Origin of the sequence: Burkholderia sp. IMCC1007 (assembly GCF_027257875.1) — a bacterium.
Taxonomy (GTDB): Bacteria; Pseudomonadota; Gammaproteobacteria; order Burkholderiales; family Burkholderiaceae; genus Burkholderia.
This window is the reverse complement of record NZ_JAPVQY010000046.1, coordinates 12,198-35,009: the sequence shown is the minus strand read 5'-3', so window position 1 is coordinate 35,009 and position 22,812 is coordinate 12,198. Positions and strand designations below refer to the sequence as shown.

The 22,812-nt window shown below is 64.1% G+C and carries 19 protein-coding genes and 1 pseudogene; 7 read left to right on the top strand and 13 right to left on the bottom strand.

Going from position 1 to position 22,812, the window contains the following annotated elements; genetic code table 11:
- The first annotated feature begins 349 nt into the window (after positions 1–349).
- From O1Q03_RS40315 to O1Q03_RS29510, 4 genes and pseudogenes are all read left to right on the top strand, one after another.
- Positions 350–985 (top strand): RES family NAD+ phosphorylase, encoded by a 636-nt coding sequence (locus tag O1Q03_RS40315; protein ID WP_442865885.1) that lies wholly within the window; start codon positions 350–352, stop codon positions 983–985.
- Position 986: 1 nt separating this feature from the next.
- Positions 987–1,283, top strand: coding sequence for a hypothetical protein (locus tag O1Q03_RS29520; RefSeq protein WP_269507581.1), 297 nt, complete (start codon positions 987–989; stop codon positions 1,281–1,283).
- Between the two features lie 73 nt (positions 1,284–1,356).
- Complete coding sequence (gene bcpO, locus O1Q03_RS29515; protein WP_013696314.1) at positions 1,357–1,578, top strand: CDI system lipoprotein BcpO; 222 nt, start codon at positions 1,357–1,359, stop codon at positions 1,576–1,578.
- A 75-nt stretch (positions 1,579–1,653) separates the two neighbouring features.
- Positions 1,654–3,377, top strand: a pseudogene (locus O1Q03_RS29510) (ShlB/FhaC/HecB family hemolysin secretion/activation protein).
- A gap of 283 nt (positions 3,378–3,660) precedes the next feature.
- Here the strand turns inward: O1Q03_RS29510 and O1Q03_RS29505 are convergent.
- From O1Q03_RS29505 to O1Q03_RS29460, 10 genes are all read right to left on the bottom strand, one after another.
- On the bottom strand, positions 3,661–4,533 hold the full coding sequence (locus O1Q03_RS29505) for a hypothetical protein (protein WP_269507580.1): 873 nt from the start codon (positions 4,531–4,533) through the stop codon (positions 3,661–3,663).
- Positions 4,534–5,099: 566 nt separating this feature from the next.
- Positions 5,100–6,782, bottom strand: coding sequence for a hypothetical protein (locus tag O1Q03_RS29500; protein WP_269507579.1), 1,683 nt, complete (start codon positions 6,780–6,782; stop codon positions 5,100–5,102).
- Positions 6,783–6,785: 3 nt separating this feature from the next.
- Positions 6,786–7,982 carry a glycosyltransferase family 4 protein gene (locus O1Q03_RS29495; protein WP_269507578.1) on the bottom strand — a complete coding sequence of 399 codons (1,197 nt, stop codon included), beginning with the start codon at positions 7,980–7,982 and terminating at the stop codon, positions 6,786–6,788.
- A gap of 26 nt (positions 7,983–8,008) precedes the next feature.
- Positions 8,009–8,416, bottom strand: coding sequence for a GtrA family protein (locus tag O1Q03_RS29490; RefSeq protein WP_269507577.1), 408 nt, complete (start codon positions 8,414–8,416; stop codon positions 8,009–8,011).
- Between the two features lie 4 nt (positions 8,417–8,420).
- Entirely contained in the window at positions 8,421–9,266 is an 846-nt protein-coding gene (locus O1Q03_RS29485) for a class I SAM-dependent methyltransferase (protein WP_269507576.1), read from the bottom strand.
- Positions 9,267–9,281: 15 nt separating this feature from the next.
- Positions 9,282–10,358, bottom strand: a complete 1,077-nt coding sequence (locus O1Q03_RS29480) for a Gfo/Idh/MocA family protein (RefSeq protein ID WP_269507575.1) — start codon at positions 10,356–10,358, stop codon at positions 9,282–9,284.
- Between the two features lie 7 nt (positions 10,359–10,365).
- Positions 10,366–11,637 (bottom strand): glycosyltransferase family 2 protein, encoded by a 1,272-nt coding sequence (locus O1Q03_RS29475; RefSeq protein WP_269507574.1) that lies wholly within the window; start codon positions 11,635–11,637, stop codon positions 10,366–10,368.
- Positions 11,638–12,842: 1,205 nt separating this feature from the next.
- The gene (locus O1Q03_RS29470; protein WP_269507573.1) at positions 12,843–14,246 is read right to left on the bottom strand and encodes an enolase C-terminal domain-like protein; all 1,404 of its coding nucleotides are present in this window, start codon (positions 14,244–14,246) and stop codon (positions 12,843–12,845) included.
- 62 nt (positions 14,247–14,308) lie between these two features.
- Positions 14,309–15,649 (bottom strand): MFS transporter, encoded by a 1,341-nt coding sequence (locus tag O1Q03_RS29465; RefSeq protein ID WP_269507572.1) that lies wholly within the window; start codon positions 15,647–15,649, stop codon positions 14,309–14,311.
- Between the two features lie 211 nt (positions 15,650–15,860).
- Positions 15,861–16,841, bottom strand: a complete 981-nt coding sequence (locus O1Q03_RS29460; RefSeq protein WP_269507571.1) for a LysR substrate-binding domain-containing protein — start codon at positions 16,839–16,841, stop codon at positions 15,861–15,863.
- A gap of 40 nt (positions 16,842–16,881) precedes the next feature.
- Here O1Q03_RS29460 and O1Q03_RS29455 point away from each other — a divergent pair, with 40 nt between their 5' ends.
- From O1Q03_RS29455 to O1Q03_RS29445, 3 genes are all read left to right on the top strand, one after another.
- Positions 16,882–17,613, top strand: a complete 732-nt coding sequence (locus O1Q03_RS29455) for a glutathione S-transferase family protein (protein WP_269507570.1) — start codon at positions 16,882–16,884, stop codon at positions 17,611–17,613.
- Positions 17,614–17,743: 130 nt separating this feature from the next.
- Entirely contained in the window at positions 17,744–18,388 is a 645-nt protein-coding gene (locus O1Q03_RS29450; protein ID WP_269507569.1) for a DUF2239 family protein, read from the top strand.
- 16 nt (positions 18,389–18,404) lie between these two features.
- Positions 18,405–19,736: a carotenoid oxygenase family protein gene (locus O1Q03_RS29445; protein ID WP_269507568.1), complete on the top strand. Its 1,332-nt coding sequence runs from the start codon at positions 18,405–18,407 to the stop codon at positions 19,734–19,736.
- A 19-nt stretch (positions 19,737–19,755) separates the two neighbouring features.
- Here the strand turns inward: O1Q03_RS29445 and O1Q03_RS29440 are convergent, their stop codons facing one another.
- The 3 genes from O1Q03_RS29440 to O1Q03_RS29430 are packed head-to-tail and all read right to left on the bottom strand — an operon-like array spanning position 19,756 to position 22,802.
- Positions 19,756–20,922, bottom strand: coding sequence for an ABC transporter permease (locus O1Q03_RS29440; protein WP_269507567.1), 1,167 nt, complete (start codon positions 20,920–20,922; stop codon positions 19,756–19,758).
- 8 nt (positions 20,923–20,930) lie between these two features.
- Positions 20,931–22,085: an ABC transporter permease gene (locus O1Q03_RS29435; protein WP_269507566.1), complete on the bottom strand. Its 1,155-nt coding sequence runs from the start codon at positions 22,083–22,085 to the stop codon at positions 20,931–20,933.
- Positions 22,086–22,103: 18 nt separating this feature from the next.
- Positions 22,104–22,802: an ABC transporter ATP-binding protein gene (locus tag O1Q03_RS29430; RefSeq protein ID WP_269507565.1), complete on the bottom strand. Its 699-nt coding sequence runs from the start codon at positions 22,800–22,802 to the stop codon at positions 22,104–22,106.
- Between the last annotated feature and the right edge of the window lie 10 nt (positions 22,803–22,812).

The window sequence follows — 22,812 nt, the reverse complement described above, 5'->3', positions numbered from 1 at the left end:
CGCAGCAGCCGAATGTGCGCTCGTGCATTGTGCGGACAATATTCCGGACAATGACCCGAATAAGGCCGCGTTGCAAAAGATTCAAAACGACGGCGCGCAGTACACGTACGAACAAAACGTGCTGAAGAAAGCCGGTGCATTCGACGGCTATGGAGACCTGGATCGCTTATCCGACACCTACGATCGAAACCAGGTCTCCAATCGTCTTGTGGGTGCTGTTCAGGGCGTTGGAAGCGTGGCGGTTGCGGCTGGCGCAGTGACGGGCGGATGCGCGTCAGTGGCCGGCTGTGCGCTCGGAGCGGCCATTGCGGTAGGCGCGGTCGACTATGCAAAGTCAGGCTTCACCCAGATGATGTCGGGCAATTTGACGCCGACCTATGGCGAGCAAGCCTTGCAAAGCCTCGGTATGAGCCCGACGGGAGCGGCGCTGGTCTATGGCGCGCTTAACCTCGGAGGCGCTGCGGTTCAAACGGTAATCGCTGGCCGTGCAATTGATGCAACTGCTGCCGCGAACGCTTGGGCGAAGGGGACGTATACTGGTTCAAGTAGCGCAGAATATTCGGGGCCTCTATATCGTTATCAGTTGCCAAAGTATGCTGATGATACATGGAATCTCTTTGATGGAAACGTAGATTTAAATCACCGCTATTCACCTAAAGGGGTTGGTGCGGTTTATACATCGACTTCACAGCAGACTGCATATAATGAGGTTGCTAGTTATGCCCCGCTAAATGGGAAGGTGCTTGTAACCAAGAATTTTGTAATTAACAACGTGCTGGATCTGACCGATCCAGCCGCACGTCAAGCATTAGGAGTGACCCTGGATCAGATTACACAGCCGAGTCACGGAGGTACTTCTTATGATGCGACACAAGCGATCAGCAATTGGGCGCGGCAGCAAGGTTATCAGGCAATTTTGGCACCGTCTGCTCAAAATCCTGGGGGTGTCAACCTGGTTTCGTTCCAGTCGTTGGGAAAGCACTGAGATGGAAGATTTTCCGAAAGGATGGGAGGATGTCGTTAAGTTCATGAGGACCAAATGGATTGATAACGATATAACGAGAGAGCTTTCTCGTCGCGTTTCCGATCCGGAAATTGCAGTTGTTATTTGGGGGTGTATGGAAGACAATTCACTTCCGTGGTTGGATTACAAGATGCCAGCGGCGGGGCGAAAAAAGCCGATCGATCTTCTGAAATCGGAGAAAGGAAGGGCGGAGATTCGATGGATACTAATATCCAATCCATGGTGGCCGGCGTTGGGAAAGCGAAGCGAACCTAATTGAACTGGTGCGTTCTATTGTTATGGTCGAAACATGCGGCAGTCATTCTGTGCGGGCACGCTCAGGAGCAAATTGAATGAGATTTAGGTCAGTATTGACGGTCCAGTCCTTAGCAATATTGGCGCTTCTCGCGGCTTGTGAGTCTGTGCCACCAGACGCACCTCCGCGTCCTCCACCAAAGCCTGAAATGGAACCCGTGTTGCCCTCTTGGTCGAGCACGATCTGGGTTATGGGCTTTTGGAAATGGAACGGCACCGAATGGGTTTGGGTTCCGGGACACCTTGCACCTAAGCCATAAGATCGAACTAACAACACCACATCTATGACAATCCGTACCCCGGCCGTCCTGCTGTCGGCTGCATGGCTGATACCAATGGCAGTGTCGGCGCAAGAAGCTCCCCGTCTCATCATTCCGGGCAACGACCAGCAAACCCGACAGCAGGAAGAGGCGCGAGAGCGTGAACGGGTAGTCTCCGCGCCCGGGGTGCGATCGGAAGTGGTGCGAAGTGCTGAGTATCCAACGCTGCCTTCTGAAACACCTTGCTTTCGGATCGAGCGTTTCGTACTCGAGGTACCCGATGCGCTGCCTGCCTCTCTGAAATCGCAAGGCGCATCGGCATTGCCGATGGATCGCTTAAATCGCAAGGCGCATCGGCATTGCCGATGGATCGCTTCGCATTCGCGCGTGAATGGCTTGGGCACTACGCGGGCGCGTGCGTTGGCAAACAGGGTCTCGATTTGCTCGTCAAAGGCTTGTCGCAAGCGATCCTGGCGCGCGGATATGTGACGACGCGCGTGCTGCTGCCCGAGCAGGATCTGTCGACTGGCACCCTCAAGTTTTCACTGGTCCCTGGCGTAATCCGCCATGTGCATTTTGCCGACGAGAAGCTCCGCGGCACGTGGAAAACCGCCTTTCCGACTCGCGACGGCGAACTACTGAACCTGCGCGACCTCGAACAAGGCCTCGAACAGATGAAGCGCGTGACGAGCCAGGACGTATCGATGCAGATCGTCCCAGCCGACGTTCCCGGCGAAAGCGACGTGGTGCTCGACGTAAAGCGCACTAAGCCCTGGACGGTCGTCGCTTCGATCGACAACTCGGGCACGCGCGCTACGGGCCGCCTTCAGGGCAACTTGTCGCTCGGTATCGACAATCCCCTTGGCCTGAACGATATCTTCAACATTGGCGTGAGCCAGGATCTGGAATTCGGCGACAAGCGACTCGGCTCGCATGGCTGGAACGGTTTCTACTCGATCCCGTGGGGCTATTGGACCGCCACACTATCGGCGTACACCAACACGTACTACCAGCAAATCGCTGGCGTGAATCAAACGTTCATCGCGAGCGGCAATTCAAAGACAGTTGATTTCAAGCTGAGCCGCGTGCTGTCGCGTAGCCAGAACGACGTGTTCGGTGCTCAGTTTCGCTTGTCGCGCCGGTTTGGGCAAAGCTTCATCGAGGACACGGAAATTCCGCAGCAGCGTCGCAACAACACGTTCGTCGAGTTCGGCCTGACCGATCGCCATTATTTTGGCAATGCGCAGTTCGACGGGATGCTCGCTTACCGGCAGGGTATCGGCGCGTTCGGCGCGCAGGACGACAGCCTCGCGGCAGACGGCGGCCCGACCTACCGCTACAAGATGGCCGTGCTCGATGCGAATCTGTCGGTGCCGTTCGCAATCGCGCAGCAGCCGTTCCGCTACGTGACGACGTTCCACGGACAATACACGGGCAACACGCTGTACTACATCGACGACCTGACGATCGGCAGTCGTTACACAGTACGTGGATTCGACGGAGAGACGATGCTGGCCGCCTCCCGCGGCCTCTATTGGCGCAACGAACTGCAGGCGCCGATCGGCCAAACCGGGCAGGCGATATACGCGGGCATCGACTACGGCCGCGTGTGGGGCCCGCAACCCGTCACCCTCGTCGGCACGCAGCTGGCGGGCGCCGTGATAGGCGTAAAGGGCAGTGTCGCGACTCGATTGGGCGCCTATGGTTACGACCTGTTTGCCGGAACGCCGATCTACAAGCCGTCCGGGTTTCCTACGGCACGCGTGACGGTTGGTTTTCAGGTCACCGCACAGTTCTGATGAAGCAAGCCCACTCCGTTACTTGGCCTGCCGTCTTCGGTGTCTGAGCATTTGGCGATCAACGGGCTACGCGAGGGAGTTATTTCGAATGGTGAAAGTGCAAAGGTCGCCCCGAGGCGCGCGTCCCGTACGAACGAAAATCATGTTGCTGCCATTGTCGACGGACAAGGTTCGGTCGCTGTCTACGTCCACTTTCTCCCCCTTCTCTATGTAAAGAAACTCGACGATGGCGTGCGCAGCATTCAGACCGGGGGATTCGTCGAGCTTCAGGTACAGTGAGACTTCAATCGGATGGGTTCGAATCTTCACTTTGCTGCTCGTCAGACGCGAATGTCTCGTTCGAATCACTATGCTGCATCGTACGACAGGCCGAAAAATGTTCATCTTTTACGCGATTCGCAGCCTCACGTACAACTGGACTGGCTAGTGATAACCCAACGTTCCGTAAGCATTTTTCAGTATGACGCCGAGTAACATGTGCCTGGGTCGAATACAGCGCTCGAACGACCTGCGTTGCAAGCGCAGCATCACGCCTTTCCTTCTCTAGACGTTGAGCCAGTATCCACTGCCGATGAAGTTTTGAGATCTGCCGACACTCGGTCTCGAACCAGTATCGAAGGTACGTATACTTATAGCCCAATTTCTCTGCGACGTCCTTCATGGGGCACTCGGAGTACCCTTCGGCGATGATGTTTCGGAGCGCCTCGGTCAACGCGTTGCGCTGCTTGACTGACAGTTCTAATGTGCGACGACTAGGTGGCCGGAACTGCCGTTGCGCAGGCGCCGCAAACGAGGCGTCGAGACCGTCTCGCAGGAATGCGACGGGCGTGGTGCGTAGCCCCTGCGTCATCAGAAGAAGGGCCGGTAGCGGCTCGTTGCGATACCAAGAGAGCGCTTGCTGTACGTCTCCGGAGACATCGGCCGCGGCTTGGATGACTTTGATAGCGTCCTGAAGAAATCTTTGCATACGCTCGGATCTAACGGCATTGCGGTCAACGCCGGCCAACTGCGCGAGCGTTGGCATGTCGATCTGCAAGGCGACGGCGAAGCGCCTTGCTGAGATCATTGAATTCGCGCCTCCCGGATCATTCAAGGACGAGATGAATTGATCGAGGCTACTGGGCGGCGTTGACGTGTGAGTGGTATCGGGATCCATAGCGGTTGGCCGAGGCACGCTGCATGCACATCTGCATGCCCGTGTCGACTGATTGCCCTTCCACACAACCATACCTGTATCGAGTGGGGATCTGCATCAGAAGCGGGCCATAGCCACCACCACGCCACGTGCACAAAGTGCAACGAAATCAGTGCAGCTAGGACAAAGTGCAGAGAATTGCTTCCCTCCGCTCGGCCTTCGTTTTACAGACGCCTTTGATTTCTGCGGTTGGAGTGCAAAGAAATGCGTCCTCTTGCGTGCAAGGATTTGCTCCCTGTCTCAACTACGTCTTTCGATGTAGTGCGTTGTTTTGTATTCTGGCGCAGTTTCTTCCGCATCGTTCGCGGACACGCACCTTGGTGGGCGCCGCTCTCGGGCGGTTGGCGGGAAATCGTGGCACGGCGGAAGCGGCAAAGGGGCTGGTCGCAAGATTCTCGTCCATCGTCAAGCGCACTGCGTGCGAAAGCAAATCATCTTTCCGCTCAAGACACACGACTACGCAGAAGCGAAGCGATTATCTGCTGACGCGGTGATTCGCTGAGATGGATCAGGGGCACGTCGCCGCATTACCGGATCAGCCACGCCTGTCCGAATTCCGTCGCCGGAAGCGGCACGGCATCGATGTGCGCATTGCGCAGAAATTCCGCGTCCTGATGTTCTCCGGAACTGATCATCCGAATCGATCGATTCCGCAAGTACGGATCGTTCTGGATGAGGTCGATGAGAAACTTGCTACGCTCGAGGGAAAGAAAGACGATGCTGCGCTTGTCGGCCGGGACTTCCGGGATGCGTGCCAGCTGAGTGCCGATGTGGTGCTCGATGCTGTTCATTTGCCACGGCACGAGAATCATCAGGCTGCACACAATCAGGGCTCCCGCCTGATTGCGCAGGGCTGCGGGCGTTGTGTCGTTCCCGTGCGGAAGCGAGCCGGCGACGGCTGCGCCGGCGAGGATGGGCAGAACGCTCCATGCCGGATGGAAGTAGCGGTAGCCCCAGCCGTTCCCCTGATCGAACGGTACAAAGAAATAGCCGAAGTAGGTCAGCACGGCCGACGCTACGAGCAACTGGACGGCGATGTTTTCGCGCCTGCGTGCGTAGCCCATTCCGGCCAGGATCAGCAGACCGGGCATCGCCCAGATCCACAGCTTGACTGTGCCGGCCAGTCGCACGAACAGGATTCCGAGGCCCGGCAGCGTGAAGGCCGACGCGATCCAGTCGAGGACGCCTTGCGATGGCGGACGAGCCGCGTGATTCGCGATGTCGGTCGCGATATGCGCCTTGAACAATACCCAGCCGATGCCCAGCAACAGCGTGAGAGGCGCGTATCCCGCGATCAGCGTCAGCATCTGTCGCCAGGACGGGCGCTGGAACAGAAACCAGACCAGCCACGGGAACGCAAAGAGCACGTGCGGCAACGGGTTGTGGAAGGTCAGCGCGATCGAGCCCATCACGCCGCTGAAGAAAAGCTGACGCGGAGTCGGCTGGAGAAATCCCCAAACGAATGCGAGGTTCGCAAGTAGCAAGCCCGTCATCGCGAAGTAGGAAATGCCCGAGGCCGCAAAGACCGGGGACGCCAGCGTGAACAGCATCGCCCAGCCTGCCACAGCGTCCTCGTCCGGAAAGGCGAGTTGGCAGGTGCGCGCGATGGCGACCAGCGTGAGGGCGGATAGCACTGGGTTGCACAGCCAGTCGGCCCCGATCCAGTTGAAGGGGGCCAGCAAGAGTGCGAAGCCGGGCCAATAGGCAGAGGCCACGTGACCCGTGGTGCGGGACACGACGAGGAGGTGGTTTTGGAACGGCGGGTAGACGAGGCGATTCAGCCAATCGGGCGGGAACTGTCCGGTCAGCGCGCCGCTCGCGAAGACGCGACCCTGGAACCACACCGTGTATTCGTCTGTTGACAAGGGATGCGCGTGATAGATGAAACGCGCACCGAACGCGAACGTGACGGCGGTCAACGCAGCAAGTCTCCATGGATGGCGGCCGCATGCGGTGGCGACGGCGGACACGCGATGACAGAGCGGGGATATGGCGACGGCGATGATCAGCACCAGCAGGCTCAGGTGCGCGGCCGGACGATCGTAGGTTTTGAGCAGATACGAGAAGAACGGCGAAAAGATATTCAAAGGTGCATCGGCTGCGAGCAGCAGCGCGCAAATACAGCCTCCGATGCCGGTCCGCACGATCAGCCGCACTGCGGGGGAAGAGAGGCTTGGGACCCGAGACACGGATTTTTCAACGCTCGCCATGAATCACCTCTGTTGCTCGAGTATTGTGCGGATCAAGTCTCGATAGGCGTTCGCGCATCGATCCCATGACCAATGCATGGCGGCCCAGTTCGCGACCTCACTGCGCCGTCGCGCGAGCAGGGGTAGATCGGCGGCGAGTGTCGTCAGGCGGCGATGCCAAGCCGGCAGCGCATCGCCGGCCTCCACGGTCTCGGAGAACAGCACCTGTTCGATGCCCGGCAGCGCCGATGCGGTATCGCGGCCGACGATAGCGGGCGTGCCGCAGGCCATGGATTCCTGCACGACGAGCGGAAAGCCTTCCCCTGCGCTGGGCAAGACGAGCAGGTCGGCCGCGCGATAGAGCTCGGCAAGCGTCGATCCGGAACGGTCGCGGAAAATCCGGATGTTGCTTCTTGCCCATTTTTCGGGGTCCATTTCCCCTTTGCCGGCAAATATCCAGATAACGTCGGGGAGCGATTCCGTCAGGCGTTCCAGCAGATCGAGCCCCTTCTTCTCGACGAAGCGGCCAACGAAGAGAAAGCAGGTGCGGCCGGCCGGAATGTTCAGGCCGACGCGCAGCGTGTCGCGCTCGGCATCGGCGACCGGAAAGAAGGTCGAGCGGTCGAGTCCGTTTTGAATCAGGCAGCCCGGTCGTTCGGATGTGTCGCCGGGCAGGAAGAATTGCCTGACGACGGTGCTGACGAACGCTGCGCCATCGGCGTATTCGAGCATCGCCCTGCCGAGCGTCATGTTTGCCAACGCGAGCAGGCGCCGAACCATCGCGTTGCGAAACGGAACTGCGCCGACATGCTGAGTGATCAGGATCGGCTTGCGCTGGATTTTCGCAATCGCGAACGTAACGATGCTGCCGACGTAAATGTAATCGTGAATGTGCACGAGATCGGCTCGCCGGACCGCGTGCCACAGAGCCTTCAGGCGCAACGGTGACCAGAATGGATACGGGACGTGCAAGCGGCGCTCGAGGGGATTCCACGCCGGTACGCTCACACACGTGATGCCTTCGATGGCCGGGGCCGGGTCGCAATCGCTCGCGAACCATTCGATGACGGCCGCCGAGTCCCGCACGAGCGTCTCGGCAAGATGGCCCGCGACGAGTTCCACGCCGCCTCGGTGGGCGGGAAAAAAATGGGTAATCAGGACGATGCGCACGAGTTGTGCAGTGTCCCGGGACAGCGATGCGCCGTCGGTCTGTGCATTCATGTCGTTTTCCGGCGGCAGGTCGTGTGTCACGGCGCAAAGGTCCAGCCGAGATGGGTCAGGAAATTGAAGATCATGAACAGCAAGGTGATCGCAACACTGGACAGCAGGTAATTGATGCCTAGCATGTCGACCATGATGAACATAATGCCCAGATTCAATGCAAGCGAACTCGACATCACGAAGTAGTACCGCCGGATCTCGCGGAAGTTTGGGGGCGATATTCTCGTAAAGGTAAAGTACTTGTTGAAAACGAAACCCACCCCGTTGACTGTGAAGAACGAGATCGTGACGGCAATCAGGTAATGCCACCTGAGGTGGGTCGTCACGAACCAGAGCGTTGACAGGTTCAGCAGCGTGCAGATGCCCCCGACCAGGACGAAGCGTAGAAACTTCCCGGGTAGGGGTGGAACGCGAGAGGCCGAATGCGGAGGCATCGCTCTAGTTGCTCACGACCTTGACGGATTCGACGAGCACGCAACCGAAGGGGCCTGCCGATGGTGACGATCGGTTCAGACCGATCGCCAGCATCTTGCTGGCCATGACCGCAAGCGCATTCGGAACGGAAGACTTCGACTTGCGCAAGCCGAGACTGCGCTGAATGTCGATCGGTTGACGGCGCTTGCCGAACGCCAGATAAAGAATGCCCGCAGTCAGTCTGGAAATGTTTTCCCAGCGCCGTACCTCGTTTACGGTCAGGTACTCGACATGGTCGCTAACCCGCAACCCTCTGCGGGCGAGTTCCTGTTCCCAGAGTTCGACGCCCCAGTACCGCTTGTGCGCGCAGCGACGATCGATTTCGTCTAGGTAGGCGGAGCGGCTCGTCGCTGGCAGCCACGGGCCCGTCAGGCACGCGTGGAAATATTTGCTCGGCACCGTGAACACGAATTTACCGCCCGGCTTGAGGACGCGGGAGACTTCATCGAGCACGTCCCCGATGGTGTCGATATGCTCGAGGACCGAGTTGGAAAACACGAAATCGAACGAGTCTTCCGGCTCTGGAATGCGACCGCCCGAGGTCGTATGAACCGTGTCGTAGAGCCCGAGCGCGCTTGCCTGGCCGGTTTCGAGCGGATCGATGTCGACGCCCACGAGTTCGCGCCGGCCGACGTGATCCGTGATGGTCTTCATCAGCTTGCCGTCGCCGCAGCCGAGGTCCATGCCGCGGCCGGGCGGAAACGGCCGGGACAGCACGACGTCGATCTCGATGGCCCGCCACAGGCTCGTCGCGGGTTGAAACGGCGTTTCCTTGAAGAAGCGCCGGAGCAAATCGAAATTCATGGTCATTTGGGAATACCTCCGTCATACCCGTGCCGCACATTCGATGATCTGATGCTGCATGCCGAGGATCGCCAGCGCCGAGTCGGCACCGATGGGCTCGACCGCGTTGCCGGTGCGAATCGAGCGGGCGAAACCCGCGAAGACATCGTCGTTGCCGTAAAAGAGCATCCCTCTGAGATGCCGGATTCCGCTCGTGAAATGTTGCTGCCAGTGTTGCCACGTGGCGGACAGCGACGTGCGCAGGACCGTCGCGGTCGTATGGGCGCCGTCGTTCGGCAAACGAATGTAGATATCGCGAAAAACGTCGACGATTCCCATGAAGCGTTCGCCGCACACGACCACCTGCCATTCGCTGACCGGCGATTCGAAATTCATGTTCAACATGACTGGAATCGAGCCGTGCGGGGCATTGCATTGGTAATGTGCGGTGATCATGCAAGGCGTTTCGAGGCCTGTGCTGCTCGGGACGACAGTCGCATGCCTGAGCGCCAGCGCGCCAGGAGCCAGGCGCCGCAGCAGATAGAACATGTGTGGACTCTCGTCGTAGAAGAGGCCTAGCGGAAGGTCTTCGTACCAGGCAGGCAGGCGACGTTCTGGATTCCCGAATTGATGGGCGGTAATCGAGCGGATGCTGCCATAGCAGCCGGTCTCGACGTCTCGCAGCAGGCGCTTGGTCGAAGAGGCAAATTGAAAGTTATGCACGATGCACAGGGTCCGCTCGTGGGCCTTCGCCAGCTTGACCAGCTCTTCGCCTTCCGCCACCCGCATCGTGAACGGCTTTTCGGTGAGCACGTGCTTGCCCGCGCGCAGCGCTTCCCGGATCAGCGGGTAATGAGCGTGTGGGCCGGCGCCGATCGTCACGGCATCGACGTCGTCGAGCCACGGAACGTCGGCAAGCGATCCGGCACAGGCGTGGTGCCGGACACTGAGTCGTTGCGCGACGCGCTCCGCGTGTTGCGGCTGGCGATCGATCAGGCCGACGACTTCGAAGCTCGGGTCGCGTAGCATCACGGGCAGATGACGATGAGTCGTCACCCATCCCAGCCCGACGGACGCGACACGAATCGGGGCGGCGGCAGTTTGGGACACCGTTTTCATGGTTCGCTTATTTCCCGATGAAAGGCACGGCATGTGCGTGATGTCTTTCCCCTTCACGTACGAGCAGATTGAGGAGGAAGGCGGAAAATGCGCCGTCCATGCCGAGTACGATCAGGGTCGTGGCGACACTGGCCAGATGCACGGTGCTTTCCATTGGAAGCGCCGGATTGGTTAGCCATTTGAATAGCATATTCGCATCCAGGATCAACCCGAGCGCTGCGGTTGCAGCGCCGCCCAGCAGACACGCTTCCATCGCGAACGGGCCAGTGGCCCATCGGACGATACGCCCTCGCAGCAATGGATGCTTATCGGCCATGATCACCTTGGCGAGCACGCCCATCGTGATGAAATTGAATCCGATCAGCGTCAGGACGCTGGCGAGCGCGAGAAAGTGCGGGCCCATGAAGTGTCCGAACAGGGTCGTCGGACCGCCCGCCAGCAGGCCGAGCAGCAGCAGGCCCGCGACGAACAGCAGGAGCCCTGGCATCACGAAGACGTGGTTGGGTGCGTACGTGAGGATGAAGCGCAGGTGCCGCCAGCCGTCGCGGAACGAACGCAGGTGCGGCGGACGGTTGCGCTTGTCGGGGTGGAGTACGGTCGGAATCTCGACGATGCGCAATCCGTTGCGCGCCGCATTCATCACCATTTCCGATGCGAACTCCATCCCGGGCGTCTGCAGATCCATGCGCGCGAACGCTTCCCGCGTGAACGCACGCATCCCGCAATGGAAATCGCCGACCGGGACGCTGCAGGTCAGCCGTGCAATCGTCGACAGTACCGGATTGCCGAGATAGCGATGAAGCGGCGGCATCGCATGCGGCATGATGCCGCCCTTGAAGCGGTTGCCGATGACGAACTCGTAGCCCTCCTCGATCTTCGCGACGAAGTCGCGGATATTCGACCAGTCATAGGAGTCGTCCGCGTCGCCCATGATGATGATGTCGCCGTCGGCCGCGGCAATGCCGGCCGTCAGCGCCGAGCCGTAGCCCCGAACCGGCTGATGTACCACCTTGGCGCCGAGCTCGCGAGCAATCTCGACTGAGCGGTCGGTGGAGCCGTTGTCGGCGATCACGACCTGGCCGGTGACACCCAGCCTGGCGAAGCTGCGTTGCGCTTTCACGATGCATATGGCCAGCGTCATTTCCTCGTCGAGGCAGGGCATAACGGCCGACACCCTGATCCGATCGGCCGCGGGACCGTTCTCGCCTGCGGCTGGCGCGGCATGATTCGAAGCCGGCGCGCCGGCGCAATCCTCGCGCAGAAGAATATCGCTCGCCATTTTGGTCTCCTGATTGGTTCCATGCTTTTCTTGGGGCTCGCGTTGCGGCGGGCCCAACCTGACGCCGCGTACCGATTCGCTGGCCGGTCAGGAATTACCAGCGCGATTGGCGTCGACGCGAACGCGTGCCGCGCAGTCCTGATCGTCCGGAGCGAACGCAACGCAGTTCATGTTCGATGCCGAGCCCGCGGATGCCACGCGGCGGTGCGATTTCAGTATCCGCGCGATGCCGGAGGCGATGGCTGGCAGCGCCGACGTCCGGCGCTGCACATCACATTCCGAAATGCGATTGTGTTCGACGGTGCGGCGGACGTGCGACGACGGTTGCGCGGGCCGCTCCAGCAAAGGGCTCGAAATGGCTGGGCGGTGCAAATAGGGTGTGGCCGCGACCGCGGGAAGGCGCGGGCCGGATCCGAAAATGGATATCGAGACGGCATGCTTTTCGCAATGCTGAACAGAATGAGCGCAGCATGCTGCTCAACCCCGAATTCGCCGGCCATGCGGCTTGAGTTCTGGTTTTCATATTCGCCCCGAATACGAAACGTCTATTTGAGTGTATGGCGTCTACGTGCGCCGTCCCAGGCAGCGTTGACTCAAATCGTCTGAGTTTGGGCTGGCGAGACGATTGACGACGCACGCAGGGAGCGTGCCATGTACCCGGAAACGCCCTGCCGGCTGACGGCAGGACGCCGCTTCGCGCGCGATTGCGATTTCCCCGTCGGAAATGTTTCAGTCCTGTAACGCCTGAGCGGTGCGGGCCGGGCTTCCGGGTCCCGGTTGCAGTGTGTCGCGACCGAAGTGCCCCGGACGAAACCTCGCGTGGCACCTCGTGTTTCAGGCGTGAAACATTCGATCCGGAAGCTGCCGCTGTGGGGTTCGAACCGGGGTCATGGACGCGCGCCGCGAAGGCGATTGGAGGCTGGCCCGCGGCTCGAAACGTTCTGAACGTCCGTCGGTTCGCCGGCTAGTTCAGCAACTCGTTGACGGTCCTCAAGGTCGGCACCGACAACGCGACGAACGCCGCCGATCCGTTCGCGACGCCGGCGGTCGGCGAGCCAAAGGATTGGGCAGCCGGCAGGATGCGGCCGTTTGTGCAGATCGCGAGACCGCGTTGCCGATCCGGTAGCCGGCACACGACGCCCGGCACCGCCCCCGCTTCTCGCCGGCTCAGCCCGCCATCCCGCCCATTCCCCGGCCCGCCGCAATCACCCCCGCCCGAAACTCGGCCGCTTCGGATCGTACGTCCACCCCGGCACCAGATACCGCATCGCGACCGCATCGTCGCGCGCCGTGCCGCCCACTTCCCGATACAGCGCATGCGCGGCCTCGACCTGCGCCATGTCGAGCTCGACCCCGAGGCCCGGCCGCTCCGGCACCGCCACCTGCCCGCCGACGATCTCGAGCGGCTCGCGCGTGAGCCGCGCGTCGCCTTCCTGCCAGATCCAGTGCGTATCGATCGCGGTGATCGTACCGGGCGCCGCCGCGGCCGCATGCGTGAACATCGCGAGCGACACGTCGAAATGGTTGTTCGAGTGCGAGCCCCACGTGAGCCCCCAGTCGCGGCACAGCTGCGCGAGCCGCACCGAGCCCTGCATCGTCCAGAAATGCGGATCGGCGAGCGGGATGTCGACCGCTTGCAGCCGCACCGCGTGATCCATCTGCCGCCAGTCGGTCGCGATCATGTTGGTCGCGGTCGGAATGCCGGTCGCGCGGCGGAATTCGGCCATCACCTCGCGGCCCGAATAACCGCCTTCCGGCCCGCACGGATCTTCCGCATACGCGAGCAGGTGGCCTTGCCCGCGGCACAGCGCGACGGCCTCGTCGAGCGACCACGCACCGTTCGGATCGAGTGTCGCGCGCGCGTCGGGAAAGCGCGCCTTGATCGCTGCGATCGCTTCCATCTCGTCCGCGCCGGCCATCACGCCGCCCTTCAGCTTGAAATCGGCGAAGCCGTAGCGCTCGACCGCGGCCTCGGCCTGCCGCGCGATCGCGGCCGGCGTGAGTGCCGCTTCGTTGCGCAACCGGAACCAGTCGTCCGAAGCGTGCGTCTCGTCGCGATACGGCAGGTCGGTGCGGCGCCGTTCGCCGATATAGAACAGGTACGCGAGCATCGGCACCGCGTCGCGCTGCTGGCCTTCGCCGAGCAGCGCCGCGACCGGCACGTCGAGATGCTGGCCGAGCAGGTCGAGCAACGCGGCCTCGATCGCGGTGATCACGTTGTCGAGCCGCAAATTGATCTCGTGCGGCTGGCGCAGCACGGCAGCCTCGCTGGCCGACGTCACTTCGTGCCGGATCGCGCGGCCGCCACCGCCGCCGGCCGCCGCGCCGGACAGCGCCGCGCGCACCGCGTTGAGCGTCGCCTGGTAGCGCCCGATCGACTGCCCGACGACGAGATCCGTCATTCGCGCCAGCGCCTGGCGGATGCCTTCGCCGCCCGGCACTTCGCCGACGCCCGTATGCCCGCTGCTGTCATCGAGAATGACGAGGTTGCGCGTGAAATACGGCGCGTGCGCGCCGCACAGGTTCAGCAGCATGCTGTCGCGGCCGGCCACGGGGATCACCTGCATGCGCGTGACGCGCGGGGTGCCGGCACGGCGGGATTCGGACATCGGTTCGCTCCTGGTTCCGTAATGCGCGGGCCCGGCGGACGCATGGGCGCGGCCCGCGCCGTTCATTGCAGCTCGACGCGGCGGATCTCGCCGACGACGAACAGGTAGCAGATCACGGCGACGAGCGCGTGCGCGACGACGTAGACGAGCGCGCCGTTGAACGAGCCGCTGCGGTCGACGATATAGCCGATCGCGATCGGCGTCGTGATGCTGGAAAGGTTGCCGCAGGTGTTGAGCAGCGCACCGCTCAGCCCGGCGATCTGGCGCGGCGCGGTATCGGCGTTGACGGCCCAGCCGAGCGCGCCGAGCCCCTTGCCGAAGAACGACAGCGCCATGAACAGCACGACGAGCACGTGCGAATCGGTGTAGTTGCAGACGATCATCGACATCGACAGCAGCATGCCGATCACGATCGGCACCTTGCGCGCGACCGACAGCGACCGGCCCTGCTTGAGCAGCGCATCGGACACGATGCCGCCGAGAATTCCGCCGAGGAATCCGCACACGGCCGGGATCGACGCGACGAGCCCCGCGTTGAGGATCGACATCCCGCGCGCCTGCACGAGATAGACGGGAAACCACGTGATGAAGAAGTAGGTGAGCGCGTTGATGCAGTACTGCGCGACGTACACGCCGACCAGCATCCGGTTCTTCAGCAGCGCCTTCACGTGCCGCATCGACGGGCCGCTGTCGCGCGTGCCGGTCGCCTGGTCGATATTGACGAGCGCACCGCCGTCGGCGAGGTAGTCGAACTCCGCGCGGTTGATGCGCGGATGCACCTTCGGGTCGTATATCGTGCGGTTCCACACGAGCACGAACGCGAAGCCGAGCACGCCCATCACCGCGAACACCGACTGCCAGCCGAACGCGTGCACGAGCCAGCCCATCAGCGGCGCGAACACGACGGTCGCCGCATACTGCGCGGCATTGAAGATCGCCGACGCGGTGCCGCGCTCGGACGCCGGGAACCAGGTGGACACGATCCGGCTGTTGGCCGGGAACGACGGCGCCTCGGCCGCGCCGACCAGGAAGCGCAGCCCGAACAGCAGCGCGAATGCGGTCGCGCCGCCGAAGAAGCCGATCCCGCCCTGCAGCAGCGTGAACAGCGACCAGAAGAAGATGCTGAACGCATAGACGATGCGCGACCCGAAGCGGTCGAGCAGCCAGCCGCCCGGCAGTTGCGCGACCACGTACGACCAGCCGAACGCCGAGAAGATGAAGCCCATCTGCACGTGGCTCAGGTGCATCGAACGGGCGAGGGCGGGGCCCGCGATCGCGATCGCCGCGCGATCCGCGTAGTTGATGGTCGTGACCGCGAACAGCACGGCCAGCACGAGCCAGCGCACGCGCGTGCGCCGGGCCGTTGCCGATGCGGACGTCGGCAGCGCTTGAAGCGGATTCATGACTGTCTCCTCCGAAGGGCGGAAGGTGCCGTCGTGCGGCAGGCGCGGTGGGCGCGCGCATGATGTGTATGGATGCCGCCGGCGGGAGGCCGGGCACCGGACGCGGGGCAGGCAGGGCGTCCGGGCCATTCTGTCATGTCGACATTTGCGCTTTCATGCCAATTGCTGACTTGATCGATTCAGTATTTGAATTGATCGAGCGAGGTGGCGGTCATGCGCGTGCGTCGTCCGCGCCGCTGCCGTGATGGCGCGCCACGTGCTGCGCGAGAAACTCGACGGCGGCGCGCACGCCGGGCAACTGGCCGCGCCGATGCGGCATCAGCAGCGTCGTCGTGACGGTGCCGGCGCGCCAGCCGGGCAGCACGCGCACGAGCGCGCCGGATGCGAGCGCGGCGGCGGCGATCCAGTCGGGCAGGCACGCGAGGCCGAGGCCGGCCGTCGCCGCCTGCAACAGCAGCGTCGATTCGTCGGCCTGCAGCCGCAGGCGCGGCGTCACGTCGACGGCGTCGCCGTCGCCGTCGCGCTGCAGCCGCCATGGCTGCGCGCCCGGGTGGAGCCCGTCGTGATGCGCGAGATCGGCCGGCGTGCCGGGCGTGCCGGCCCGCGCGAGATAGGCCGGCGCGGTCACGACGACGATCGGCGACGCCGCGAGCGGCCGTTGCACGAGCGCGGAATCGGGCAGCGGCGCGAAATGGCTGCGCACCGCGATGTCGAAGCCTTCCTGCGCGATGTCGACGAGGCGGTCGCTCGCATGGATCTGCAGCAGCAGTTTCGGATGTGCGATCGCGAGCGCCGGCAGGCATGGCGCGAGGATGTGCTGCGCGACCGGCACCGAGCTCGTGATCCGCACGACGCCGGCCGGCTCGGCGGCCTGCCGCAGCACCGCGTCGCGCGCGCTGTCGGCCTCGATCACGGCGGCGCGCGCATGCTCGAAGAATTCGGCGCCGACCGGCGTGAGCCGGAAGCTGCGCGACGTGCGATGCACGAGCCGCGCGCCGAGCGTGCGCTCGAGTTCGGCCACGCGCTTGCTGACCGTCGATTTCGGCATGTCGAGCCGGCGCGCGGCCGCCGACATGCTGCCGGCGTCGACGGCCTGCACGAACAGGTAGAGGTCGTTCAGATTCACTTCCAGCGTCCATATGGGGAAACGACGGGTTTCGATTTTAGCGGCTACTGCGCCATCGTTCGCCATGGGAGCATGACTGCTCGTTCAACTTCCTCGGAATTCCCCGATGTCTCCGATCCTTCTCTACGGTATTCCCGCCGGTTGCTCGTTCGGCTCGATCGTCGCGCTCGAATGGACCGGCCGCCCGTACCGGCTGTCGCGCATCACGATGCCGGGCGCCGTGACGAGCGACGCGTTCCTCGCACTGAACCCCGTCGCCGAGACGCCGGCGTTCGTCACCGCGAACGGCGACGTGCTGACCGAAAGCATCGCGATCCTCGGCCATATCGGCGCGCAGGCGCTCGATAGCGGCCTCGCGTTTCGCCAGGGCAGTGCGGATTTCGACCGGCTGAACCGGATGCTGGCGTGGCTGAACACGACGTTCTTCAACGCGTTCGGTGCGCTCTGGTACGTGTACGAACACGACACCGAAGGCGCCGAGAAGGCGGCGCTGCACGCATATGGCCGCGGCAAGGTGCTGAAGGCGCACCGGCAGCTCGAAGCGCTGCTCGAGCGCGGCGAAGGCCCGTGGCTGCTGGGCGCGCGACGCACGCTGGCCGACGCGTACTTCACGGGAATCGCGCGCTGGGCCGACTATCACGCGGTGTTCGAGCGCGATGCGTTCCCGCGCGTCGCCGCGCTGCGCGCGCGGCTCGCCGACGATGCCGGCGTGCAGTTCGCGCACGCGATCGAGGAAAACCTGCCGCCGCCGGCGTCGTCGGCGTTCGAAGGGCATGTATCGCTCGACGACGCGCTGGCCAGCGCGCGCGGGATCGTGGCGCCGGCGCGGGTGATCTGATCGGCCACCATGGTCGCAACCGCAGGATGGAATTCGATGACGGCAATGTTTTTACCCGGATAATATTGACATCCAATTAATACCCGGATAAAAATAGCGTCATTCCGATTCCAGCCTGCGGGCGACCACGATGACTTCTTCCACGCTTCTTCCTTCGTACACGGCCTTCGACGGCCACCGGCGGCTCGCGTCGGGGCCGCTTGCGACGGTCGCGCTCGCGGTCCGGCAGGCGGCCGGCGACGCGACGCCCGGCACGATTCTGATCTTCGACGACGCGACCGGCCGCTCGATCGACCTCGACCTGCGCGGCACGGCTGACGACATTCGCGCGCGCTATGCGGCGCCTTCGGCCGACGCGTCGGGCGGCGCCGGCGAGCCGGTAGGCGCGGGCGCGGGCTCGGGCTCGGCCGAACAACGCGGTCGCGGCCGCCCGAAGCTCGGCGTGGTGTCGCGCGAGGTCACGCTCTTGCCGCGTCATTGGGAATGGCTCGCCGCGCAGCCGGGCGGCGCGTCGGTCGCGCTGCGCAAGCTCGTCGAGGACGCACGGCGCACGCACGCGGCGGCAGACCGGCGCCGCGACGCGCAGGCGCGCGCGTACCACTTCATGTCGGCGATCGCGGGCGATTTGCCCGGTTTCGAGGAAGCCGCGCGGGCGCTGTATGCGAACGATCCGGCACGGCTGGCCGAGCTGATCGCCGGCTGGCCCGACGACGTGCGCGACCATGCGCTCGCCCTCGCGCGCGGCGATCTGCCGCCGTCGGCCGACGACTGCTGATGGAGCACGCGACGCGATGACCGTATTCGACCTGAACGGCGGCGCGCTCGCGCCGGTCGCCGACGAAGTCGACCTCGTCGACCTGCGGGTGACCGGCACGATCCCGCGCGAACTCGACGGCACGCTGCTGCGCAACGGCCCGAACCCGCCGGGCGGCCGCTTCGAAGGCAACGACATGCTGTCGTGGTGGCCGGAGGCCGCGATGCTGCACGCGATCGCGTTCGAAAACGGCCGTGCGACCGGCTATCGGAACCGCTGGCCGCGCACGCAACGCTGGGCCGCCGTGCATGCGCCCGCCCAGGTGCCGCTTCTGCCCGACACGAATCCGAGCGTGAGCGTGCTGCAGCACGCGGGCGAGTTGCTCGCGCTGTCGGAGGGCGGCGCGCCGTTCGCGATCACCGCCGCGCTCGATTCGCTCGGCGTGCCTGCGCGGCATGCGGGCTTCGGCGGCGGGATGACCGCGCATCCGAAGGTCGATCCGGTGACGGGCGAGCTGATCATGTCCCGCGCGGACTGGCGCGCGCCGTGGCTGCGCTACGGTGTCGCGGACGCGCAGGGCGTGCAGCGTGTCGACATCGCGATCGACCTGAGCGCGCCGTCGATGATGCACGACCTCGCGATCACCGAAACCCGCAGCCTGCTGCTCGACCTGAACGTCGGCTACGACTTCTCGCTGCTGAAGCAGGGCCACCGGATGCCGCTGCGCTGGCACGACGACCGCGCCGCGCGGATCGGCGTGATCCCGCGCCACGGCGGCGACGTGCGCTGGTTCGGCGTCGAGCCGTGCTTCATCATGCACGTCGTGAACGCATACGACTGCGACGCGTCGTGCATCGTGCTCGACGCGGTGCGCTATCCGTCGTTCCTGCGGCTCGACGCGCGCACGGGCCGCTTTGCGGACAACCCGGTCGGCGAGCTGTGGCGCTACGTGATCGACACCGCGAACGGGCTGATCGACGAAGGGCCGCTCGCCGACGGCGGCATCGAGCTGCCGCGCATCAACGAAAGCCGGACCGGGCGCCGCTACCGCTATCTGTATGCGGTCGAGCAACCGAACAACGCGGAAATGCGCGGCGTGATGCGCTTCGACCACGTGCGCGGCACGACGATGCACTACGCGGTGCCGGCCGGCGACCAGAACAGCGAGCCGGTGTTCGTGCCGCGTCCGGGCGGCACCGACGAGGACGACGGCTGGCTGCTCGTGGTGGTCTACCGCGCGGCGACGGATACGAGCGACGTCGTGATCCTCGACGCGCGCGCGATCGACGCGGGGCCGGTCGCGACCGTGCACCTGCCGCGCCGCGTGCCGGCCGGGTTCCACGGCGCGTGGGTGCCGCGCGAACGTTGAACGTGAGCGGCTGCGCGCGTCACTGCGCGCGCAGCGCGTCGACGATGTTCAGCCGCGCGGCGCGCATCGCGGGCAGGAACCCGCCGACGAGCCCCATCACCAGCGAGAACAGCAGCGTCTTCACGACGATCGCGGGCGTCAGCACGAAGCGGAACGACAGGTCGGAGAAGGTCTGGAAGTTGGTCGTCGAGAACGACGCGAACCCCATCAGCGATGCGCACGCGAGCCCCGCGACGCCGCCGACGAAGCCGAGCAGCAGCGCTTCGAGCAGAAACGCGGCGAGCACGTTCATGCGCTTGAAGCCGAGCGCGCGCAGCGTGCCGATCTCGGCGGTGCGGTTCGCGACGGATGCGTACATCGTGATCATCGCGCCGATCATCGCGGCGATCGAGAAGATCGTCGACAGCGTGATGCCGAGGATGTTGATGAAGGTCGACAGCGCCTTCGACTGGTCGCCGTAGAAGGTCTGCTCGCGCTTCGCCTCGTCGGTCAGGCGCGGGTCGACGTCGATGTCGGCCTTGAAGCGCGCGAAGCCGTCGGCGCTGGGGACGCGCAGCACCATCGACGAATAGCTGGTGCGCCGGAACGACTGCATCAGCTGATCGACGTCGCCCCAGATCTCCGAATCGAAGCCGCTACCGCCCGCGTCGAACACGCCGACGATCGTCCAGTCGCGCTGCGCGAAATGCAGGCTGTCGCCGAGCTGCGTGCCGCTGAAGCCTTTCGCGATCGCGCTGCCGACGATGATCTCCGACGAGCCCGGCGCGAACATGCGGCCGACGATGAGCTTCACGTGCGGCCGCAGCGCGAGGCCGGCCGGCGACACGCCGCGGATCACGACGTTCGACGGCTTGCCGGTCGACGTCTTCACGAGCGAAATCAGCACGACGGCTTCCTTCGACACGAGCGGCCGGCCGTCGGGGCCGAGCGCGACGGCCGGGTGCATCTCGAGCGCGTTCGCCTGCTGATGGTCGATCGAACTCTGGATCTCGGTCTCGGCGCCCTTGCGGATCACCACCGCGTTGTCCGGTTCGCCGGTCGACACGAGCGTCTGCGTGAGCCCTGCATCGAGCATCTGCACCGTCGCGAACACGAAGATCACGAGCGCCATCCCGCCGGCGGTGAGCGCGGTGGTGAGCCGCCGGGTCCACAGGTTGCGCGCGATGTAGGTGAGCGGAATCGCCATGCGCGCCTCTATCCGATCGCCCGCAGGCCTTCGACCACGCGCACGCGCGCGGCCTGCCACGCCGGCACGAGCGCGGCCGCGAAGCCGACCGCGACCGAGCATGCGGCCTGCAGCACGACCGTCTCGGTCGACACCTTGAACACCGGGAAGATGCCGCCGGCCGCGTGCTTGAACAGGCTCGCGGCGGGCGGCGTCGCGAGGATGCCGAGCGCGCCGCCGGCCACTGCGATCACGACCGATTCGCCGAACACGATCAGCGCGAGAAAGCCGGGGCCGAAGCCGAGCGCCTTCAGCGTCGCGTATTCGGCCGTGCGCTCGCGCGCGCTCATCGCCATCGCGTTCGCCATCACGGCCATGATGATCAGGATCACCACGTACGAAACGAGCCGGATCGCCGCGATGATCTGGTTCGACATCGCGACGAAACCGAGCTGGAACGCCTGCTCGGTCTCGGTCAGCGTTTCGGCGAGCGAGTTCTTGAAGATGGCATCGACGTTGCGCGCAATGGTCGCGCCGTCGTCCGGGTGCGCGACGCCGACCACGAACACGCCGACCTGGTCGGCCTGCTTCGGCGTGCGCTTGCGCACCGTCTCGTTCAGGTAATCCCAGTGGAACACCAGCTGGCGCGTGATCGTCGAATCGTCGCGGCCGTCGAGGATCCCGCGCACGACGAAGTCCCACGTGCCGGGGTAGATCGTCCCCTGCAGCGGAATCACGTCGCCGACCTTGAAGCCGAACTGCGTCGCGAGCTGGCGGCCGACGAGGCAACCGCGGCGGTCGCGGTCGTAGTCCGCGCGCTGCTGCGCCGGGAGAATGAATTCAGGGTAAAGATCGAGATAGTTTTCCGACACGGCGAAGCTCGCGAAGAAGTTCTTCGGATCGCGATACACGCCGCCGAACCAGTTCGAGCGCACCACCGTCGTCACGCCGTCCACGCCGCGAATCCGGTTCTCGTAGCTCACCGGCAGCGGGAACACGAGCGAGATCGCGTTGCGCGTGACGAGCCGCCCGCTCGATGCAGCGGCCGCCCCCGCGTACCACGCGTCGATCACCGTATGCAGCAGCCCGAACGCCAGCACCGCGATGGTGAGCCCGAGCACGGTCAGCAGCGTGCGCAGCCGGTGCCGCAGCGCGTTGCGCGCGATCAGCTTCAGCACGTACATCGCGCGCGCTCCCGTCGGTCAGACGGCGTGCCCATCGATCAACTCCCCTTTTTCCAGATGGACGAGCGAGCGCGCGGCGCCGGCCGCGTGCGCGTCGTGCGTCACCATGATGATCGTCTTGCCGAGCTCGGCGTTCATCCGCTGCAGCATCGCGAGCACGTCGGTGGCCGAGGCGCGGTCGAGGTCGCCGGTCGGCTCGTCGGCGACGATCAGCACCGGATCGGTGATCAATGCGCGCGCGATCGCGACGCGCTGCTGCTGTCCGCCCGACAGCTCGGACGGGTAGTGGCTCGTGCGGTCGCCGAGGTTCACCATGTCGAGCACCAGCTCGACGCGCTCGCGCCGTTCGCGGCGCGACAGGTGCGTGAGCATCAGCGGCAGCTCGACGTTCTCGAACGCGGTCAGCACCGGCATCAGGTTGTAGAACTGGAAGATGAAGCCGACGTTCGCGGCACGCCATTCGGCCAGTTGCGCTTCCTCGAGCCGCGAGATGTCGAGGCCGCCCACGCGCAGCTCGCCGCTGTCGGGCCGGTCGATGCCGGCGACGAGATTGAGCAGCGTGCTCTTGCCGGAGCCCGACGGGCCCATCAGCGCGACGAAGTCGCCTTCGCCGATGTCGAGCGTGATGTCGGTCAGCACCGGCACGACCTGGTTGCCGCGCCGGTACGACTTCGCGACGTGGCTGATCTCGACGAGGGGCGGCGATGTGTCATTCACGCGCGCCACG

Excerpts from the sequence above, each read along its gene's own strand:
- O1Q03_RS40315 (WP_442865885.1), top strand. The coding sequence starts at position 350 with ATGATGTCGGGCAATTTGACGCCGACCTATGGCGAGCAAGCCTTGCAA.
- O1Q03_RS29520 (WP_269507581.1), top strand. The coding sequence starts at position 987 with ATGGAAGATTTTCCGAAAGGATGGGAGGATGTCGTTAAGTTCATGAGG.
- bcpO (WP_013696314.1), top strand. The coding sequence starts at position 1,357 with ATGAGATTTAGGTCAGTATTGACGGTCCAGTCCTTAGCAATATTGGCG.
- O1Q03_RS29505 (WP_269507580.1), bottom strand. The coding sequence starts at position 4,533 with ATGGATCCCGATACCACTCACACGTCAACGCCGCCCAGTAGCCTCGAT.
- O1Q03_RS29500 (WP_269507579.1), bottom strand. The coding sequence starts at position 6,782 with ATGGCGAGCGTTGAAAAATCCGTGTCTCGGGTCCCAAGCCTCTCTTCC.
- O1Q03_RS29495 (WP_269507578.1), bottom strand. The coding sequence starts at position 7,982 with ATGAATGCACAGACCGACGGCGCATCGCTGTCCCGGGACACTGCACAA.
- O1Q03_RS29490 (WP_269507577.1), bottom strand. The coding sequence starts at position 8,416 with ATGCCTCCGCATTCGGCCTCTCGCGTTCCACCCCTACCCGGGAAGTTT.
- O1Q03_RS29485 (WP_269507576.1), bottom strand. The coding sequence starts at position 9,266 with ATGACCATGAATTTCGATTTGCTCCGGCGCTTCTTCAAGGAAACGCCG.
- O1Q03_RS29480 (WP_269507575.1), bottom strand. The coding sequence starts at position 10,358 with ATGAAAACGGTGTCCCAAACTGCCGCCGCCCCGATTCGTGTCGCGTCC.
- O1Q03_RS29475 (WP_269507574.1), bottom strand. The coding sequence starts at position 11,637 with ATGGCGAGCGATATTCTTCTGCGCGAGGATTGCGCCGGCGCGCCGGCT.
- O1Q03_RS29470 (WP_269507573.1), bottom strand. The coding sequence starts at position 14,246 with ATGTCCGAATCCCGCCGTGCCGGCACCCCGCGCGTCACGCGCATGCAG.
- O1Q03_RS29465 (WP_269507572.1), bottom strand. The coding sequence starts at position 15,649 with ATGAATCCGCTTCAAGCGCTGCCGACGTCCGCATCGGCAACGGCCCGG.
- O1Q03_RS29460 (WP_269507571.1), bottom strand. The coding sequence starts at position 16,841 with ATGGCGAACGATGGCGCAGTAGCCGCTAAAATCGAAACCCGTCGTTTC.
- O1Q03_RS29455 (WP_269507570.1), top strand. The coding sequence starts at position 16,882 with ATGTCTCCGATCCTTCTCTACGGTATTCCCGCCGGTTGCTCGTTCGGC.
- O1Q03_RS29450 (WP_269507569.1), top strand. The coding sequence starts at position 17,744 with ATGACTTCTTCCACGCTTCTTCCTTCGTACACGGCCTTCGACGGCCAC.
- O1Q03_RS29445 (WP_269507568.1), top strand. The coding sequence starts at position 18,405 with ATGACCGTATTCGACCTGAACGGCGGCGCGCTCGCGCCGGTCGCCGAC.
- O1Q03_RS29440 (WP_269507567.1), bottom strand. The coding sequence starts at position 20,922 with ATGGCGATTCCGCTCACCTACATCGCGCGCAACCTGTGGACCCGGCGG.
- O1Q03_RS29435 (WP_269507566.1), bottom strand. The coding sequence starts at position 22,085 with ATGTACGTGCTGAAGCTGATCGCGCGCAACGCGCTGCGGCACCGGCTG.